Genomic DNA, 15,886 nt, shown 5'->3' with positions numbered 1-15,886 from the left:
GCGTGCGCCGCCCCCCTGATATCTTCGGGATATCCGACCAGGCGCTCATAGCGCTCCCGCGCCTTCCGTTCGGCCTCCAACAGTTGGGCCAGCGTGGGTTCCGGTTGCCTGTTCGATGTGACCATGCAAGCCAACACCTTTGCTGCCGCGAACGTTGCGGCGGAATCCATAGCTCCGCCAGGTCCATTCCGATGAAGCCGGGCAGGCTACTGGCGGACGCGGGCTCCCTTCGGATCGTAGAGCGGCTTCATGCTCGCGAAGGCGGGTATCCGCTCGCCCGCGACCTCGATTTCATAGCGCGAGGCAAGAAGATCGGCGTCCGTCGCGCCGGGCTCGAGAGGAACGTATCCCAGCCCGATGGCGGCGCCGAGATGGTGACCGTAGCCGCCGGACGCCAGGAAGCCCGCGACCGCGCCGTCCTTCAGGATGGGCTCGGCGTGATAGAGGAGGGGCCGCGGATCGAGGAGCTGGAACTGTACCAGCCGGCGGCTGAGGCCCGCTTGCTTCTTCTGCATGACCGCGGCACGGCCGAGGAAGTCGCCGAACCTGCCGGGCCGCTTGTCGACCTTTACGGCGAACCCCAGGCCGGCCTCGAGAACGTGATCCTCGTCGCTGATATCGTGGCCGAAGTCGCGATAGGCTTTTTCGAGCCGCAGCGAATTCATGGCATGCACGCCGGCCAGGCGGAGCCCGTAGGTCTCGCCGGCATCGACCAGGAGATCGAAGATCTGCCGCGCGAACTCTGTCGGCATGTAGAGTTCCCAGCCCAGCTCGCCGACATAGGTGATGCGGTGGGCGCGCACCAGCGCCATGCCTAGTTCGATGGTGCGGGCGGTGCCGAAGGGAAAAGCCGCGTTCGACAGGTCGGCCGTCGTCAGTGACTGCAGGAAGTCGCGCGCGCGCGGACCCATCACGGCCAGGCAGGCCTCGCCGCTGGTGACGTCGAGTGCCGTGCAGTGAGCTTCAGCCGGGATGTGCCGCGTGAGCCAGGCGAGGTCGCGCGTGACCGCCGCGGCCGCCGTGATCACCAGGAACGAATGTTCGCCCAGGCGCGTGACGGTGAGGTCGGCTTCGATTCCTCCGCGTTCGTTCAGCCACTGCGTATAGACAATGCGTCCGGGCTCGACGGCGACGTCATTGGCCGAGAGGCGCTGCAGCACGGCCTCGGCGTCACGGCCCTCGACGCGGAATTTTCCGAAGGCGCTCATGTCGAGCATGCCGAGGCCGGTGCGGACGGCGCGATGCTCCTCGGCCGCATAGTCGAACCAGTTCTGCCGCCGCCACGAATAGCGATAGGCAGGTGGCACGCCGGCCTCGCGCCGGTCGGCCGGCTCAAACCAGTGCGCGCGCTCCCAGCCCGCCGTCTCGCCGAAGCAGGCGCCGCGTTCCTTCAGGCGCTCGTAGAAGGGCGTGTGGCGCACGCCGCGCGCCGAGGTGAATTGCCTGTACGGAAAATGGTCGGCATAAAGGAGCCCCAGCGTCTCCGTCACCCGCGCCTCGATGAAGGACTTGGTCGACTGATAGGGAAAGGTTCGCCGCACGTCGACGTCCCACAGGTCAAAAGGCGGAGCGCCGCCCACGATCCATTCCGCCAATGCCTTGCCGGCGCCGCCGGCCGATTGGATACCGACCGAGTTGAAGCCACAGGCGACGAAGAAGTTCCGCACGTCCGGGGATTCGCCCAGCAGATAGCGGTCGTCGTGGGTGAAGCTCTCGGGTCCGTTGAAGAAGGTATGGATGCCGGTCTTCTCCAGGACGGGCATCCGCCGCGTCGCCATCTCGAGGATCGGCGCGAAGTGGTCGAAGTCTTCCGGCAGCTGGTCGAAGCAGAAGTCTTCGGGAATGCCGTCCATCGCCCAGGGCTTTGCGACCGGTTCGAAGGCGCCCAGCAGTATCTTGCCGGCATCCTCCTTGTAGTAGGCGCATTCGTCGGGCACGCGCAGCACCGGCAGGGTGCGCGACAGGCCGGGGACCTGCTCGGTGACGATATAGAAATGCTCGCAGGCCTGCAGCGGCAGGCCGACGCCCGCCATCTTGCCCACGGTGCGGCCCCACATGCCGGCGCAGTTGACGACGAACTCCGACTCGATCGTGCCTTTGTCGGTGGCAACGCCGGTCACGCGGCCGCGATCCTTCGAAATTCCGGTCACCATGGTGTGCTCGAAGATCCTGGCGCCGAGCTGGCGTGCGCCCTTGGCGAGCGCGAGCGCGATATTGGTCGGATCGCCCTGTCCATCCTTCGGAAGGGCCACCGCGCCGACCACGCCGTCGGTGTTGAGCAGCGGATGCAGCACCGCAGCCTCTGCGGCGGAAATCGTCTCGATCTCGACGCCGAAGGACCGGGCCATGGACGCGCCGCGCTTCAGCTCTTCAAGGCGCTCCGCGGTGAGTGCGACGGTCAGCGAGCCGTTGCGCTTGAACCCGGTCGCCAGCCCGGTTTCGTCTTCGAGCCGGCCGTAGAGTTCCTGGCTGTATTTGGCGAGCCTGGTCATGTTGGCGGTCGCGCGAAGCTGCGCGATCAGTCCCGCCGCATGCCACGTGGTGCCCGAGGTGAGCTGCTTGCGCTCGAGCAGGACGATGTCTGTCCAGCCGAGCCTGGCAAGATGATAAGCGACCGAACAACCGATGACGCCACCGCCAATGATGACGACGCGGGCATGGCTTGGCAGTGCGTTCACGAGTCTGTCCTGCGCTGGAGGAGGCACGCGCCGAAGGCGCCGTCGAGTTGGGCTTCGTCGATGCTGCCCGCCCGTGCGATCACCACGATCTCGGCGCCCCTCCGGTCTGGCGCGCCAGCGAGCGAATCGACGGTGACGGCCTCGCCGGCACGGTGCAGGGCAACGCGGTGGCCGGCGCCCGTGGCGACAATGCCTTTCACGCGCACGATGCCGTCGGGCAGCCCGGCGACGACGGTGTGCAAGGCCTCGATGTCGACCGGCGAGTCCGTCCTCCAGAGATAACTTTCGAAGAGGCGAGAGGCGGTGTCGAGTCCGGCCGACGCGCAGGCGAGCAGGCGTCCGATCCGCGTCGGGCTTCCGGCGAACAGATCCGTGGCGCCCACGCGGCCGCGCGATGCTTCGATCATGCGGGCGCCCGGCGCCTGTGCCGTCGCGAAGGAGCGGGCGTCCTCCAGGGCTCCAGGATCGACGAGGTCGATCTTGGTCAGGACGACGAGGTCGGCCGCGGCGAGCTGGCGGCGCACGAGGCCGCCCACGAACTTATCGCGGGCACGTGCACGCACCGTGGCGGCATCCGCGACTACGACCGTGGCTCCGCGGCACAGGCCGGGCGACCCCGCCAGTGCCGCGATACGGGCCGGATCGGCCACGCCGCTCGCCTCGATCACGATCTGCTCGTAGCGGTCGGGGCGGCCGGCGAAGCGATCCAGTGCCATCGCGAGGTCGCCGGCGACCGAGCAGCAGGCGCAGCCGTTAGCCAGGGTGACGACATCGTCGTCGCGCGAGACGATCAGTTTTTCGTCGATGGAGATCGCGCCGAAATCGTTGACCAGCACGCCGATCCGCAGCCCGTGGTCGCCGGCGAGCAGGCCGTTGACCAGGGTTGTCTTGCCGGCGCCGAGATAGCCGCCGATCGTGATGACGGGAATGGACGTCATCGCCTGCCCAGCGGATAGGGCTGGCCCTCGAACACAGTGCCCCAGATCGGAATGTCGCGCAGTTCCAGGGGTGGCACTTCGCAGGGGTCGGCTTCGAGCACGGTGAAGTCGGCCTTCTTGCCGCTGCTGATGCTGCCGATCTCGTGCTCGAGGCCCATCACGTAGGCCGCATTGATGGTGATCGCACGCAGCGCTTCGTCGAGCGAGACCCTTTCCTGCGGGCAGAGCACGTCGCCGGCGGCATTCACGCGGTTGAGCGCAATCCAGGCATTCTGCAGCGGCCGGGCGGGCGCCATGGTGAAATCGGAATGGAGCGCGAAGGGCACGCGGTTGCGCGAGAGCGAGCCCAGCCGAACCATCTGGCTCGCCCGTTCATGGCCCACGCCGCGGCGCGCATAGATGTCGCTCAGCTCATACACATAGTAGGGATTTGCCGAGACGAGGGCGCCGAGATCGGCGATGCGCCGCGCCTGGGCGGATGTCGAAATGCCGAAATGCTCGATCGTGAAGCGATGGTCGATGCGCGGGCGCTCCCACTGCAGCTTCTCCAGCACGTCGAGCGCCAGTTCAACGCCGAGATCGCCCGTACAGTGGACGTGGATGACATACCCGTCGTTCCACAGAGCGCGTGCTGCCTTTTCGAACGCCTCCGGGGCCATCAGCCATTCGCCGTCGTGCCCGTCGATGTAACCGGGGCCGCCGAGCTGCATGAGCTGCGAGAAGAAGGCGCCGTCGGTGAACAGCTTGACGTGCTTGCCGAAGCGCAGCCGGCGCCTGTTGCGTTCGGGAAGTGCGGCGAGCTGCTCCAGCCGCAGGCCCGTGCCGGCGAAGGCCACGTGCGGCACGAACTCGACCCGGAAAGGCGTGTCGTCATTGTCGAAGGCCGCGACCGAGCCCGCCCACTCGGCCTCGGGGTCGAAGATGCCGAACGCCATGTCGCCGACCGTCGTATGTCCGCCGAGATGGATGACCTCGGCGGTGCGCTTCATCGCCGGGCCCCGGCGCTGCTCCGACAGGAGGTAGGCGGAAAGCTTTGCGCGCACGAAGCGGTTGCCTGCCTCGTAGAAATGGCCGCGGTTCACATCGACCTGGTGGGCGCCCCGCAGCTTCTCTCGGTCGAGTTCGAAATAGTCGAGGGCGGCGTCGTTCATGATCGTCTCGTGAAACGACCGATGGACGAGGATCAGCGGGCGCGTTCTGGAGATGGCATCGAGGTCCTGAAGCCAGATCTCGCCGTGCCAGTCGCGATGATAGCCCCAGGTGAAGAGCGGTTCCCTGGGGGCGGGGTTCGCCTCGTGCAACTCCTTCAGACGCGCAAGGAAAGCGTCGCGCGTCCGCACCGGTGCGACCGTGCGGTCGGGCAGCTGCCATTCCATGGCGGTGATGAATTCGCACTGGAGCAGATAGGCCGCCATCGAAGGATGGAGGTGCGGATCGATGAAGCCCGGCATCAGCACGTGCTTCTCGAACGTCCGGTCTATCGTGTGGGGATGGGCCTCCAGCCACGGCCGCAGCGTTTCGAGGGTGCCGACTTCGACGATCGAACCGTCCCGGACGGCGACGGCCGTGGCCTCGGGCAGCGACGGCTCCATGGTCCGGATCTTGCGGGCGACGAAGACGGTGATTCTCGACATGAGCTGCATCCCCAGCGAACGGTCCGGCTGTCCGGCCGACGATACAGTCTAGGGCGCCGGTGATGTGGGGATGTATACTTTTGGGCCAAATCCGTGTCTGATTGGGCCGGAGCCTTTCGATGCCGCCTCTCTCTCCAAAGCTGCCCGCCAAACCGGCCGCCGAGCTGCTGCCGAGCCCGATCGCGGTCCTGCTGATCCCGCAGTTCACCTCGATCGCGCTGTCGTCGATCATCGAGCCGCTGCGCATCGCCAACCGCTATATCTCGCGCCCCTACCGCTGGGTGCTGGTATCGGCCGACGGCGAACCCGTGCCCGATCGCAACGGGGTGAAGGTGGCTGTCGACAGCGCACTGGGCGATGTCGGCAGCGTCGGCACCCTGCTGGTGGTCGCCGATGCCCAGCCGACGCGGCGCCTGGAGCGGGCGATCCTGCCGACGTTGCGGCGGTTGGCCCGCGCCGGCGCGACCATCGGCGGCGTCGATACCGGCCCTCTCGTCCTGGCGCGTGGCGGGTTGCTCGACAGTCTCTCGGCCACCGCCCATTGGGAGGTCCTCCAGACCTTCCGCGAGCAGTTTCCTAAGGTGAACGTGACGGAGCGCCTCTTCGAGGTCGGCCAAAGGCGCTGCACCTGCGCGGGCGGCTCGGCGGCGCTCGATCTCGTTCTCAAGGAGATCGAGCTCCGGTTCGGTAGTCAACTCGCCTTGAGGGTGTCGGAGCATTGCATGCATGGGCTGCCCCGCCCGGCCGGGGCGGCGCAACGGGATCTGCCCGGGGGCGTCGGCGCGCGGCATGGGCGCAAGTTGGCGCGCGCCATGCAGATGCTGGAAGACGACGGCACCCGGCGCACGCGCATGGATACGGTCGCGCAGGCGATCGGCGTTTCGCGACGACAGCTCCAGCGCATCTTCTCCGACAAGCTGGCCACCAGCCCGGCGCGGTTCCGCCGCAAGGTGCGGCTCGACCGGGCACACCAGATGCTGGCCAATGCCGAGGCATCCGTGACTGAGGTCGCGATGGCGACCGGCTTCAAGTCGCGTTCCTACTTCTGGCGCTGCTATCGAAAGGAATTCGGAAGAGCACCGAGCAGCGACAAGCGCTGAAGAAGTTTTGGCTCAAAAGGAGACATAACTTGCCGAAACGTGCACGTTTGCGGGACGTGTGAAGCTATCGTTTCAGCCTGGGCACAGGTTGGGGACAGGCCATGCGGCAAGCGATAGCGGCTTTCATCACAACTCTTGCCGTTGCGATCGCGGTCGCGGCGGCGGCCTCGGCGCAGGAACCCGTCGCGGTGGCACGCTGGTCATGGGCCAGTCGACGGGCACCACCAGCTTCAACAACGCCGTCGGATCGGGAACCGGCATAATGGTTCCGGGTGCGCAGATCTTTGCCAGCCCGGTGATGCACGACGACAAATGGAATCCCAAGCCGTACCTCGCGGAGTCTTGGGAACTCTCGCCCGACTCGCTCTCGATGACGCTGCACCTGCGCAAGGACGCGTTGTTCCACGACGGCACACCCGTCACCTCGGCCGACGTCGCCTTCTCGATCCTGACGATCCGCGACAACCATCCTTTCAACACGATGCTGGAACCGGTCGAGCGGGTCGACACGCCCGACGCCAGCACTGCCATCATTCGCCTCAAGCATCCGCATCCCGCGCTGATGTACGCGATGGGGCCGCCGCTGATGCCGATCCTGCCCAAGCACATCTACGGCGACGGTCGGCCGATCAAGACACATCCCAACAACAGCAAAGACGTCGTGGGCTCCGGCCCGTTCAGGCTGGTGGAGTTCAAGCCGGGTGACCAGATCGTTCTCGAGCGGTTCGACCGGTTCTTCATCAAGGACCGGCCCTATCTCGACCGCATCATCCTGAAGACCTACCCCGACTCGCAGACGTCGATCCTGGAGCTCGAGGCGGGACGACTGCTGCTGCAGCCCTTCTTCAATCGCGTACTCGAACTCGACCGCGCCAAGGCCAATCCGCAGCTGGTCATCACCAACGAGGGTTATGCGGCGGTGGGCGGCATCAACTGGCTGCTCTTCAACAACAAGCGCAAGCCGTTCGACGACGTCCGGGTGCGGCAGGCCTTCGCCTACGCGATCGACCGCGACTTCATCGTCAAGGCGCTGCACAAGGGCCTGTCGAGGGTGGCGACCGGGCCGATCCACAGCGGCTTCCCGCAGTACTCGCCCGATGTCACCAAATACAGCCTCAATCTCAAGAAGGCCGAGGAGCTGCTGGACGCCTCCGGCCTCAAGAAGGGGCCGGACGGGATCCGGCTCAAGGTGACGTGCGACTACTATCCGGGCGACGAGGACGGGCAGAAGCGGCTGGCTGAATACATGAAGCCGGCGCTGAAGAGGGTCGGCATCGAGGTCGAGGTGCGTGCGCCCGCCGACTTCGCGGCCTGGGCCAAGCGCATGGCGGACAAAGACTTCGATATCAGCATGGATGCGGCCTTCGCCTGGGGCGATCCCGTGATCGGCGTCAACCGCACCTATCTCTCGACCAACATCCGGCCGCTGGTCTTCACGAACAACGCCCAGTACGCCAACCCCAAGGTCGACGAGTTGCTCAATGCAGCCGGCCGCGAGCCCGACGCCGTCAAGCGCCAGGCGCTCTATGGTGAGTTCCAGAAGATCGTCACAGCGGATCTGCCGCTCTTCTGGCTGACAGAGCTGCCCTACCACACGATCTACAACAAGCGGGTCCACAATCCCCCGACCACCATCTGGGGCACGGCCTCGCCGATGCTGGACGTCTGGCTCTCCGACAAATAGGCGCGGCGTGGCCCTGATCCTGCTCCTGGTGCGGCGCCTGTTCTATGCATCGATCCTCGTGGTCGGGGTCATGGTCCTGAGTTTCCTGCTGATCCGGCTGGCGCCCGGCGATCCTGTAGACACGCTGGCGGGCCAGATGGGCGGGATGACGGAGGAGATCCGGGCCGGCCTGCGCAGCGAATACGGCCTCGACAAGCCCACCCTGACCCAGCTCGGCATCTACCTGGAGCGCTTTGCCTCGGGCAATCTTGGCTATTCCTATTTCTTCAACCTGCCGGTCCTCTCGCTGATCCTGCAGCGCCTGCCGGCCACCCTGCTGCTCGTGCTGACGGCGCTGATCGTCGCGGTCTTCAGCGGCACCATCCTGGGCGTTCTGGCCGCGCGGCGGCCCAATGGGCCTATCTCGCAGATCATCACGGTCGTCTCAGTGATCGGCTATTCCGCGCCGGTCTTTTGGACGGGCATGCTGCTGATCATCCTGTTCGCCTCGACGATTCCCATCCTGCCGGTCTCGGGTATGACTGCGACAGCCGTCAGCGGCGGCTGGCTGCTCGATTCGCTGGACGTCGCCCATCATCTCGTGCTGCCCGCATTGTCGCTGGCGGTGGTCTATCTCGCCCAGTACAGCCGGCTCACCCGGGCCAGCATGCTCGACGTGCTGGGCTCGGACTATGTACGCACCGCGCGGGCCAAGGGGCTGGAGGAGCGAAAGGTCTTCTTCAAGCATGCCTTTCGCAACGCCGTGCTGCCGATCATCACCATCGTGGGCCTGCAGTTCGGAAACCTGCTGGCCGGGGCCATCGTGGTCGAGACCGTCTTCAACTGGCCGGGCCTCGGGCGCCTTGCCTTCGATTCCGTACTGCGCCGTGATTATCCCACTCTGCTCGGCCTGCTTTTCTTCTCCTCGCTGCTGGTGATCGTGGCCAACCAGCTCGTCGACGTCTGCTACCGCCTGGCCGACCCGCGGATCAGGGCGTCATGAGTGTCGCCGGGGTTCCGAGGACGGAGCATCCCTCGCTGGAGGCGGTGCGCATGTTCGCCCGCAGCCCGGTGGCCGTGGGTAGCCTGCTGCTGCTGATCGCCATCCTGTTGGTGAGTCTGGTCGGTCCGCTGGTCTATGTCGCCGATCCCTTCGACATCGTGGCCGCGCCGCTGTCGCCGCCGTTCAGCGAGGGCGGCTTTCTGGGCTCCGACCAGCAGGGGAGGGACGTGCTGACCGGACTGATCTATGGCGGCCGGGCGACCCTGACGGTCGGCGCCGCCGCGGCGCTGATCTCCGTCGTGATCGGCATCGCGGTCGGCGCGGTTGCCGGCTACTTCGGCGGCACGGTCGACGAATTGTTGATGCGCTTCACCGAGTTCTTCCAGGTTCTGCCGTCACTGCTCTTCGCCATGGTTCTGGTGACGCTTTTTTCGCCGACCCTGACCACAGTCGTTCTGGCGATCGGCGTGGTGAGCTGGCCCGGCACGGCCCGCCTCACGCGCGCGGAGTTCCTCAAGATCAAGCAGTACGATTTCGTCGCCGCCGAACTGGCGATCGGGGCGCGGCGGGGGCGCATCATGTGGAAGGTGATTCTGCCCAACGCCCTACCGCCGCTGGTCGTGTCCGCTACCCTGGCGGTCGGCGCGGCGATCCTGTTCGAAGCCAGCCTGTCGTTCCTGGGGTTGGGGGATCCTAACCGGATGAGCTGGGGTCTGATGATCGGCTCGAGCCGGTCCTACATGCTGTCGAGCTGGTGGGCCGTGACCTTTCCCGGCCTGATGATCTTCCTCACCGTGCTGGCGGTCAGCCTGATCGGCGACGGGCTGAACGATGCCCTCAATCCCAAGCTACGGGAGCGGCGCTGATGAACGGCGCCGCACCGACCCTGCTCGACATTTCGGGCCTGTCCGTCGAGTTTCGCGGCGGCGGTCGGACGGCGCGCGTCCTGAACGACGTGGCGCTCACGGTCGCGGCCGACGAGACGTTGGGAATCGTGGGCGAATCGGGCTGCGGCAAGAGCATGACCGCGCTCGCCATCCTGCGCCTCGTGCCCTCGCCGCCGGGCCGCATCACTGGCGGCCGGATCGTGTTCGAGGGCGAGGATCTGCTGCAGGCGCCGGAGCAGCGCCTGCGCGACGTGCGCGGCCATCGCATCGGCATGATCTTCCAGGAGCCGATGACCTCGCTTAATCCGGTGCTGACGATCGGCGACCAACTTTCCGAGACCCTGATCAAGCACCTGAAGCTCGACGCGCGCGCGGCGCGCGCCCGGTCGATCGAACTACTGAAGGCGGTCGGCATTCCCGCCCCGGAGCGCCGGGTCGACGAGTATCCGCATCAGCTGTCGGGTGGGATGCGCCAGCGGGTCATGATCGCCATGGCGATCGGCTGTGAGCCGCGGCTGCTGATTGCCGACGAGCCGACCACTGCCCTCGACGTCACGGTGCAGGCGCAGATCTTCGAGCTGTTGCGCGAGTTGCGGGCGCGCAGCGGCATGGGATTGATCCTCATCACCCATGACATGGGGGTGATCGCGGAGATGACCGATCGGGTGGCGGTCATGTATGGCGGCCGGGTGGTCGAGGAAGCGCCGACCGCGGAGATTCTGTCGGCTCCGGCCCACCCCTACACGCGCGGCCTGATAGCCTGTGTTCCGGATCTCGATGCGGAGGAAGCTCAGGGGGCCGACCTTGTGGAGATCGCGGGCATGGTGCCGTCGGTCTGGGATCTGCCGAAAGGCTGTCCCTTCGCCGACCGCTGCGCCGAGGCCCGGCCGCACTGCGCCGCCGAGATGCCGCCCACCACCGTGCTGGCTACGGGGCACAAGGTGGCCTGCTGGCTGCACGAGGGGACGGCGTCGTGAGCGCGCCCCTGGTATCGGTACAGGACCTCGAGGTCCATTTCGCACGGCCGCACTTCAATCCCCTGAAGCCTCGGGAGACGGTGCGCGCCGTGGACGGTGTCTCGTTCGATATTGGGAAGGGCACGACTCTGGGCGTCGTGGGCGAATCGGGATCGGGCAAGACGACAGTGGCGCGCGGCCTGCTTCGGCTGGTGCCCGTCACATCGGGCCGCATCGTCCTCAACGGGACGGACATTACAGCGCTGGGTGGCGAAGCGATGCGCCACATGCGTCGTCACATGCAATACGTTTTTCAGGATCCCTACTCCTCGCTCAATCCGCGGGTGCGCGCGGGCGCTATCGTACGCTCGCCACTCGATGTGCTCGGAATCGGAACGCCGGCCGAGCGCGAGGTACGGGTGGCTGAGCTGTTCGCGGCGGTGGGGCTGAGGCCCGAGAGCCGGAACCTGTTCCCGCATCAGTTCTCCGGCGGCCAGCGCCAGCGCATCAACATTGCCCGCGCCCTGGCGCCGGCGCCCGACCTGCTGGTCTGCGACGAGCCGGTGTCGGCGCTCGACGTGGCGATTCGCGCCCAGATCCTGAATCTGCTGCAGCAGCTCAAACGCCGGCTTGGCATTACCTATCTCTTCATTTCGCATGACATGGCGGTGGTGAAGCATGTCGCCGACGAGGTAGCGGTCATGTATCTCGGACAAATCGTCGAGCGCGCGCCGCGCACAGCCTTCTTCGCGCGGCCGCTTCACCCTTATAGCGTGGCGCTCATGTCGGCGGTGCCGACCGTGCGCGGCGGCCGCCAGCGCGCGGCCCGACGCATTCGCCTGACCGGCGATCCGCCCAGTCCGATCGATCCGCCGCCCGGCTGTCGCTTCGCGCCGCGCTGCCCGGCAGCGACGCCAGCTTGCCGCGGGACCAAGCCCGAGCTGCGCGAGATGGCGCCGGGCCATTGGGTGCGCTGTCACAGGGTCGAAGCCGTCGGCGGCACGATCCGGCGGCCGCTCGATTGACGGGCGCGGGAGGGGCGCGGCGATGAGCCGCGTGATGTTGAGGATTGGCCGCCTTCTTGCAGAAGGCAGGCCGGCCGGAGGACTTCTCTTCGCCCGTCCTGCATGCCAAGGACGGACCGTAGGGTTTCCCGACAGACTTTGAACCGAGAGGATGATCATGGACGGACTGCACGCCAACTCGCCGCATGCGCGCGACCAGCGCTATCTGGTGCATCAGCAGACGGAGCTGAAGACCTACCGTGAGCACGGCGGCACGTTGATGGCACGCGGCAGCGGCATCCATGTCATCGACGAGTCGGGCAAGGAGTATATCGAGGCGATGGCGGGCCTGTGGTGCGCGTCGCTGGGCTTCTCGGAGAAGCGGCTGGCCGAGGCAGGCTACAAGCAACTGCTCGACCTGCCCTACTACCATACGTTCTTCGACAAGGGGCATCTGGCCAGCGTCGATCTCGCCGAGAAGCTGCTGTCGATCGCGCCCAAGCCCATGAGCCGCGTGCTCTTCCAGTGCTCGGGCTCGGAGGCCAACGACGCTGCCATCAAGCTCGTCTGGTACTATCACAATGCGATCGGCAAGCCGGAGAAGAAGAAGATCATCGGCCGTGAGCGCGGCTATCACGGCAACACCGTCGCCTCGGTCAGCGTTTCGGGCCAGCCGCACATGCGGGCGGGCTTCGACATCCCGCTGCCGATGTTCCGCCACACCGACAATCCGCACTATTACCGCTTCCATGAAGAGGGCGAGACCGAGGAGCAGTTCTCCGACCGCATGGCCGCCAATCTCGAGGCGCTGATCCTCGCCGAGGGGCCGGATACGGTCGGCGCCTTCTTCGGCGAGCCGGTGCAGGGCGGCGGCGGCGCCATCACCCCGCCGCGCACCTACTGGGAGAAGATCCAGAAGGTGCTGAAGAAGTACGACGTGCTGTTCGTGGCCGACGAGGTCATCGCGGGTTTCGGCCGCACCGGCAACATGTGGGGCACCGAGACCTACCAGCTGCAGCCCGACATGATCTCCTGCGCCAAGGCGCTGTCCGCCGCCTACCAGCCGATCTCGGCGCTGATGATCTCCGACAAGGTCTACGACGCGGTCGAGAGCCTCAGCGCCACCAACGGCACCTTCGGCCACGGCTTCACCTATGGCGCCCATCCGGTCGCCTGCGCCGTCGCACTGGAGACGCTGAAGATCTACGAGGAGCGCGACATCGTGGGCCAGGTGCGCCGCGTCGGTCCCGTCATGCTGGCCGGGCTGGAGACGTTCCGCGACCATCCGCTGGTCGGCGACGTACGCGGGATCGGCCTGTTCGCCGGCGTCGAACTGATGAAGGACGCCAAGGCGCGCACGCCGTGGGCGCCGGAACAGAAGGTCGGCACGATGGTGCAGGACCATGCGCTGCGTCACGGACTGATCGTACGTGCTATCGGCGACCGCATCGCCTTTACGCCGCCGCTCATCATCACCGAGGAGCAGATCGGCGAGATGTGCAAGCGCTTCAAGCTCGCGCTCGACGACGCGAAGAAGGACCTCGGCCTGTAAGGACGGGTGGTTTTCGCCCGAGCGAACCGGGCATAGTGCCTCCTGGTCTCGGGAGGAAGAAACATGGTGAAGCCGGTTCGCAGGATCGTGACGGGCCACGACGAGGAGGGGCGCTCGGTGTTTCTCGAGGATGCGCCGGCGCCCCACCCTTTCTCGCCGTCGCACTCGCCCAATGTTGGGCTGACCAATCTCTGGCTGCTCGACGCGGTCCCCGCGTCGAACCGGGAAGGGGCGCCGGATCCGACGGCGAGGCCGTTCAGGCTGGAGCCTCCGGCCGCCGGTAATGTCGTGCGCATCGTCGAGTTCCCACCCGACAGGGAGCGCAACTACGGCAACCAGGCAGAGGTGTTCAGCCAGTACGGCGCGGCGCAGGCTCACGACAAGGCCGCCCGCCATCCGGGATTCCACAAGACCCACAGCCTCGACTACGCGGTCGTGATCGAGGGCGAGATCTGGGCGCTGATGGATGTCGGCGAGACGCTGATGACGGCCGGCGACGTGCTGATCCAGCGCGGTACCAACCACGCGTGGGCCAACCGCAGCGACCATATCGCCCGCGTCCTCTTCGTGTTGAACGGCGCCGTACCGGCCTGATCAGGCCGCCTTACGCCCTAGCGCGCGGCGCATCTTCATGGCGATCGGTGAGATCGGCGGATCGAACCCGCCCGACTGCAGCGCCACGATCTTCTCGGCGATCTCCAGCATCCGCGCGTTGGGCTTGGGCAGATTGGGGTGACCGATCTCGTCGAGCTGGCGCATTTCCTCGGTGGTGCGCAAGGTCGTGAGCACCAGGCCGTCCTCTGCGACCTCGATGACGCACATCCGTTGGGTTCCGATTTCGATGTCACCAGAGTTTGGGGGCGCCACCGAGGGGCAAGGAATTCTTTCGCGCACGCCTCTCCCGGCGCGGGCGGTTCCCGCCGGGTTCGAACTTTGGAAATCCCGATCATTGTCTCCTCGTGCGATCGGGCGCATTTCTGGGGCGTCGAAAGACCGCGGGATTTGAGGAGCAGCTTGCGCCGCGTCACCAAGTGCTAAAGCGTCACGATGCGTTCGTGGGCTCCGCTACGAGGGACGAGACAGCGATGACCCAGCCCCTTCTGCCGATCCTCCTCACGACCTGTCGACGCGGCATGTGCCGCGAGATCTGCCGGCTCGCCTGAGCCCGGCCCAAGTCCAAGACAGTTAATCGTGAGACCAGACCGGCTCCTCGAGGGCCGGAGGAGCGGAGCCATGTCCGAACCCTTCATCGTCGAAATCCGGGGCGAGCCTGCGGGCATCGTTTTGCGCGAAGGCAATGCCTTTCGCTTCCACGCGACCGCCCGTCCGTTCTTCGAGCTCGACGGCACGCAGTTCACCACCCCCGGCCACGCCCGCCTCGCCGCCGCCCGGTTGCAAGGCGGTCCGCGCCGCGCGTCCCTTCGCCGCTGACCCAGGAGGCAGAATCGTCATGACGACCCGACAGAGCTTCTTCCTGGCCTTGGCTATCGCCGTCACCCTCATGTCCACCATCGTCGCCGTGCGGGTGGCGCCATGAGCGTCTCGGTTGGGCGCCCCAAGGCTTCGCTGCCGTCAAAACTGGGAGATCATCTCATGAGGATGCTGCCGCTTCTGACGGCCGTGCCGGCCTCGCATCTGCCGCTGCTGGGGGAGTGGGCGAGGCAGGTCTCGAGCGAGCGGGAATCGGGCAATCGGCTCGATGCGTTGCGCCGCGCACAGCGCCGGGCCGAGACCGACATCCGGATGGCACTCGATCGGCTGGCCGATGAGTTCGATGTCCTGAGCCACGACGTGGACGATGCCATGTCGCGTGTCGGCGATTCTATACGGGACCTGACATGGGGGGTGGAGCGCGAGCTGATCCATGAACTCGACCAGCCGGCCGTATATGAGGAGCGCCCATGACGAGGCTCGCGGTGGCGACGTCACGCGCCGGCGATACCGCTCTCGGGGACACCGGAGACGCTGTCTTGCCATCGGCCGACCCTTTCGGCGATCTGCAGCGCTGCCTCGACGGCGCCGGGCCTTCCCGTATCCTGCAGACCGTTATTGGCGAGGTTTTCGCCGGTCGCATTACCGTCGTTTCCTCGTTCGCAGCGGACTCCGCGGTGCTGCTGCATTGGTGGCCGAAATCGACCGATCGACGCCGGTGCTGTTCGTCGACACAGGGCGACTTCCCGGAGGCAATCGAGCATCGAGATCGTCTCGTGCGGCATCTCGGGCTGCGTGATTTTCGCAGCGTTCGCCCGTCGCCTGAAGAGGCCTCACGCCTCGATGCCGGCCTGAGGCGGGCGGCCTTGGATTCGAACGGCTGCTGCGCTTTCCGCAAGGTTGCGCCGCTTGAACGGGCGCTGGCAGGCTTCGCTGCGTAGATCACCGTGCGCAAGTGGTTCCGGGCGACGGTTCGACATGCTCTGCCCGTGCCTTCTGCCCTCGGTCTGAAGGTCTCCGCGGCAGCGGGAAGGGGAACC

15 protein-coding genes are annotated in these 15,886 nt (G+C 66.4%); 11 read left to right on the top strand and 4 right to left on the bottom strand.

Going from position 1 to position 15,886, the window contains the following annotated elements:
* Positions 1 to 206: 206 nt before the first annotated feature.
* The 3 genes from ACP15H_RS14895 to ACP15H_RS14885 are packed head-to-tail and all read right to left on the bottom strand — an operon-like array spanning position 207 to position 5,250.
* Positions 207 to 2,678, bottom strand: a complete 2,472-nt coding sequence (locus tag ACP15H_RS14895; RefSeq protein ID WP_425066962.1) for a GcvT family protein — start codon at positions 2,676 to 2,678, stop codon at positions 207 to 209.
* A complete protein-coding gene (locus tag ACP15H_RS14890) occupies positions 2,675 to 3,616 on the bottom strand; it encodes a CobW family GTP-binding protein (protein ID WP_425066961.1) in 942 nt (313 codons plus the stop codon). Before ACP15H_RS14890 ends, ACP15H_RS14895 begins: the two co-directional genes overlap by 4 nt.
* The gene (locus tag ACP15H_RS14885) at positions 3,613 to 5,250 is read right to left on the bottom strand and encodes an amidohydrolase (protein WP_425066960.1); all 1,638 of its coding nucleotides are present in this window, start codon (positions 5,248 to 5,250) and stop codon (positions 3,613 to 3,615) included. Before ACP15H_RS14885 ends, ACP15H_RS14890 begins: the two co-directional genes overlap by 4 nt.
* A 119-nt stretch (positions 5,251 to 5,369) precedes the next feature.
* On the opposite strand from ACP15H_RS14885, the gene ACP15H_RS14880 reads away from it, so the two are divergent.
* The 8 genes from ACP15H_RS14880 to ACP15H_RS14845 all read left to right on the top strand — a co-directional run bounded on the left by ACP15H_RS14880 (position 5,370) and on the right by ACP15H_RS14845 (position 14,009).
* Positions 5,370 to 6,350 (top strand): GlxA family transcriptional regulator, encoded by a 981-nt coding sequence (locus tag ACP15H_RS14880; protein WP_425066959.1) that lies wholly within the window; start codon positions 5,370 to 5,372, stop codon positions 6,348 to 6,350.
* A 202-nt stretch (positions 6,351 to 6,552) separates the two neighbouring features.
* A complete protein-coding gene (locus ACP15H_RS14875; RefSeq protein WP_425066958.1) occupies positions 6,553 to 8,034 on the top strand; it encodes an ABC transporter substrate-binding protein in 1,482 nt (493 codons plus the stop codon).
* 7 nt (positions 8,035 to 8,041) lie between these two features.
* Positions 8,042 to 9,016: an ABC transporter permease gene (locus tag ACP15H_RS14870; RefSeq protein WP_425066957.1), complete on the top strand. Its 975-nt coding sequence runs from the start codon at positions 8,042 to 8,044 to the stop codon at positions 9,014 to 9,016.
* A gap of 50 nt (positions 9,017 to 9,066) precedes the next feature.
* A complete protein-coding gene (locus ACP15H_RS14865; protein ID WP_425066956.1) occupies positions 9,067 to 9,882 on the top strand; it encodes an ABC transporter permease in 816 nt (271 codons plus the stop codon).
* A complete protein-coding gene (locus tag ACP15H_RS14860) occupies positions 9,882 to 10,880 on the top strand; it encodes an ABC transporter ATP-binding protein (RefSeq protein WP_425066955.1) in 999 nt (332 codons plus the stop codon). The genes ACP15H_RS14865 and ACP15H_RS14860 overlap by 1 nt, the downstream gene beginning before the upstream one ends.
* Positions 10,877 to 11,884 carry an ABC transporter ATP-binding protein gene (locus ACP15H_RS14855; protein ID WP_425066954.1) on the top strand — a complete coding sequence of 336 codons (1,008 nt, stop codon included), beginning with the start codon at positions 10,877 to 10,879 and terminating at the stop codon, positions 11,882 to 11,884. Before ACP15H_RS14860 ends, ACP15H_RS14855 begins: the two co-directional genes overlap by 4 nt.
* A 157-nt stretch (positions 11,885 to 12,041) precedes the next feature.
* Positions 12,042 to 13,415: an aminotransferase gene (locus ACP15H_RS14850; protein ID WP_425066953.1), complete on the top strand. Its 1,374-nt coding sequence runs from the start codon at positions 12,042 to 12,044 to the stop codon at positions 13,413 to 13,415.
* 63 nt (positions 13,416 to 13,478) lie between these two features.
* A complete protein-coding gene (locus ACP15H_RS14845; RefSeq protein WP_425066952.1) occupies positions 13,479 to 14,009 on the top strand; it encodes a cupin domain-containing protein in 531 nt (176 codons plus the stop codon).
* Here ACP15H_RS14845 and ACP15H_RS14840 read toward each other — a convergent pair whose 3' ends face one another.
* Positions 14,010 to 14,237 (bottom strand): hypothetical protein, encoded by a 228-nt coding sequence (locus tag ACP15H_RS14840; protein ID WP_425066951.1) that lies wholly within the window; start codon positions 14,235 to 14,237, stop codon positions 14,010 to 14,012.
* A 411-nt stretch (positions 14,238 to 14,648) separates the two neighbouring features.
* On the opposite strand from ACP15H_RS14840, the gene ACP15H_RS14835 reads away from it, so the two are divergent.
* The 3 genes from ACP15H_RS14835 (at position 14,649) to ACP15H_RS14825 (ending at position 15,787) form a co-directional block, all read left to right on the top strand.
* Positions 14,649 to 14,846, top strand: coding sequence for a hypothetical protein (locus tag ACP15H_RS14835; protein WP_425066950.1), 198 nt, complete (start codon positions 14,649 to 14,651; stop codon positions 14,844 to 14,846).
* A gap of 102 nt (positions 14,847 to 14,948) precedes the next feature.
* Complete coding sequence (locus ACP15H_RS14830; protein WP_425066949.1) at positions 14,949 to 15,320, top strand: hypothetical protein; 372 nt, start codon at positions 14,949 to 14,951, stop codon at positions 15,318 to 15,320.
* The gene (locus tag ACP15H_RS14825; RefSeq protein ID WP_425066948.1) at positions 15,317 to 15,787 is read left to right on the top strand and encodes a phosphoadenosine phosphosulfate reductase family protein; all 471 of its coding nucleotides are present in this window, start codon (positions 15,317 to 15,319) and stop codon (positions 15,785 to 15,787) included. Before ACP15H_RS14830 ends, ACP15H_RS14825 begins: the two co-directional genes overlap by 4 nt.
* Positions 15,788 to 15,886 lie beyond the last annotated feature (99 nt).

Origin of the sequence: Reyranella sp., assembly GCF_965249915.1 — a bacterium.
In the GTDB taxonomy this organism is placed as follows: Bacteria; Pseudomonadota; Alphaproteobacteria; order Reyranellales; family Reyranellaceae; genus Reyranella.
The sequence above is the reverse complement of the archived record's forward strand: the minus strand, read 5'-3'. Positions and strand labels throughout refer to the sequence as shown.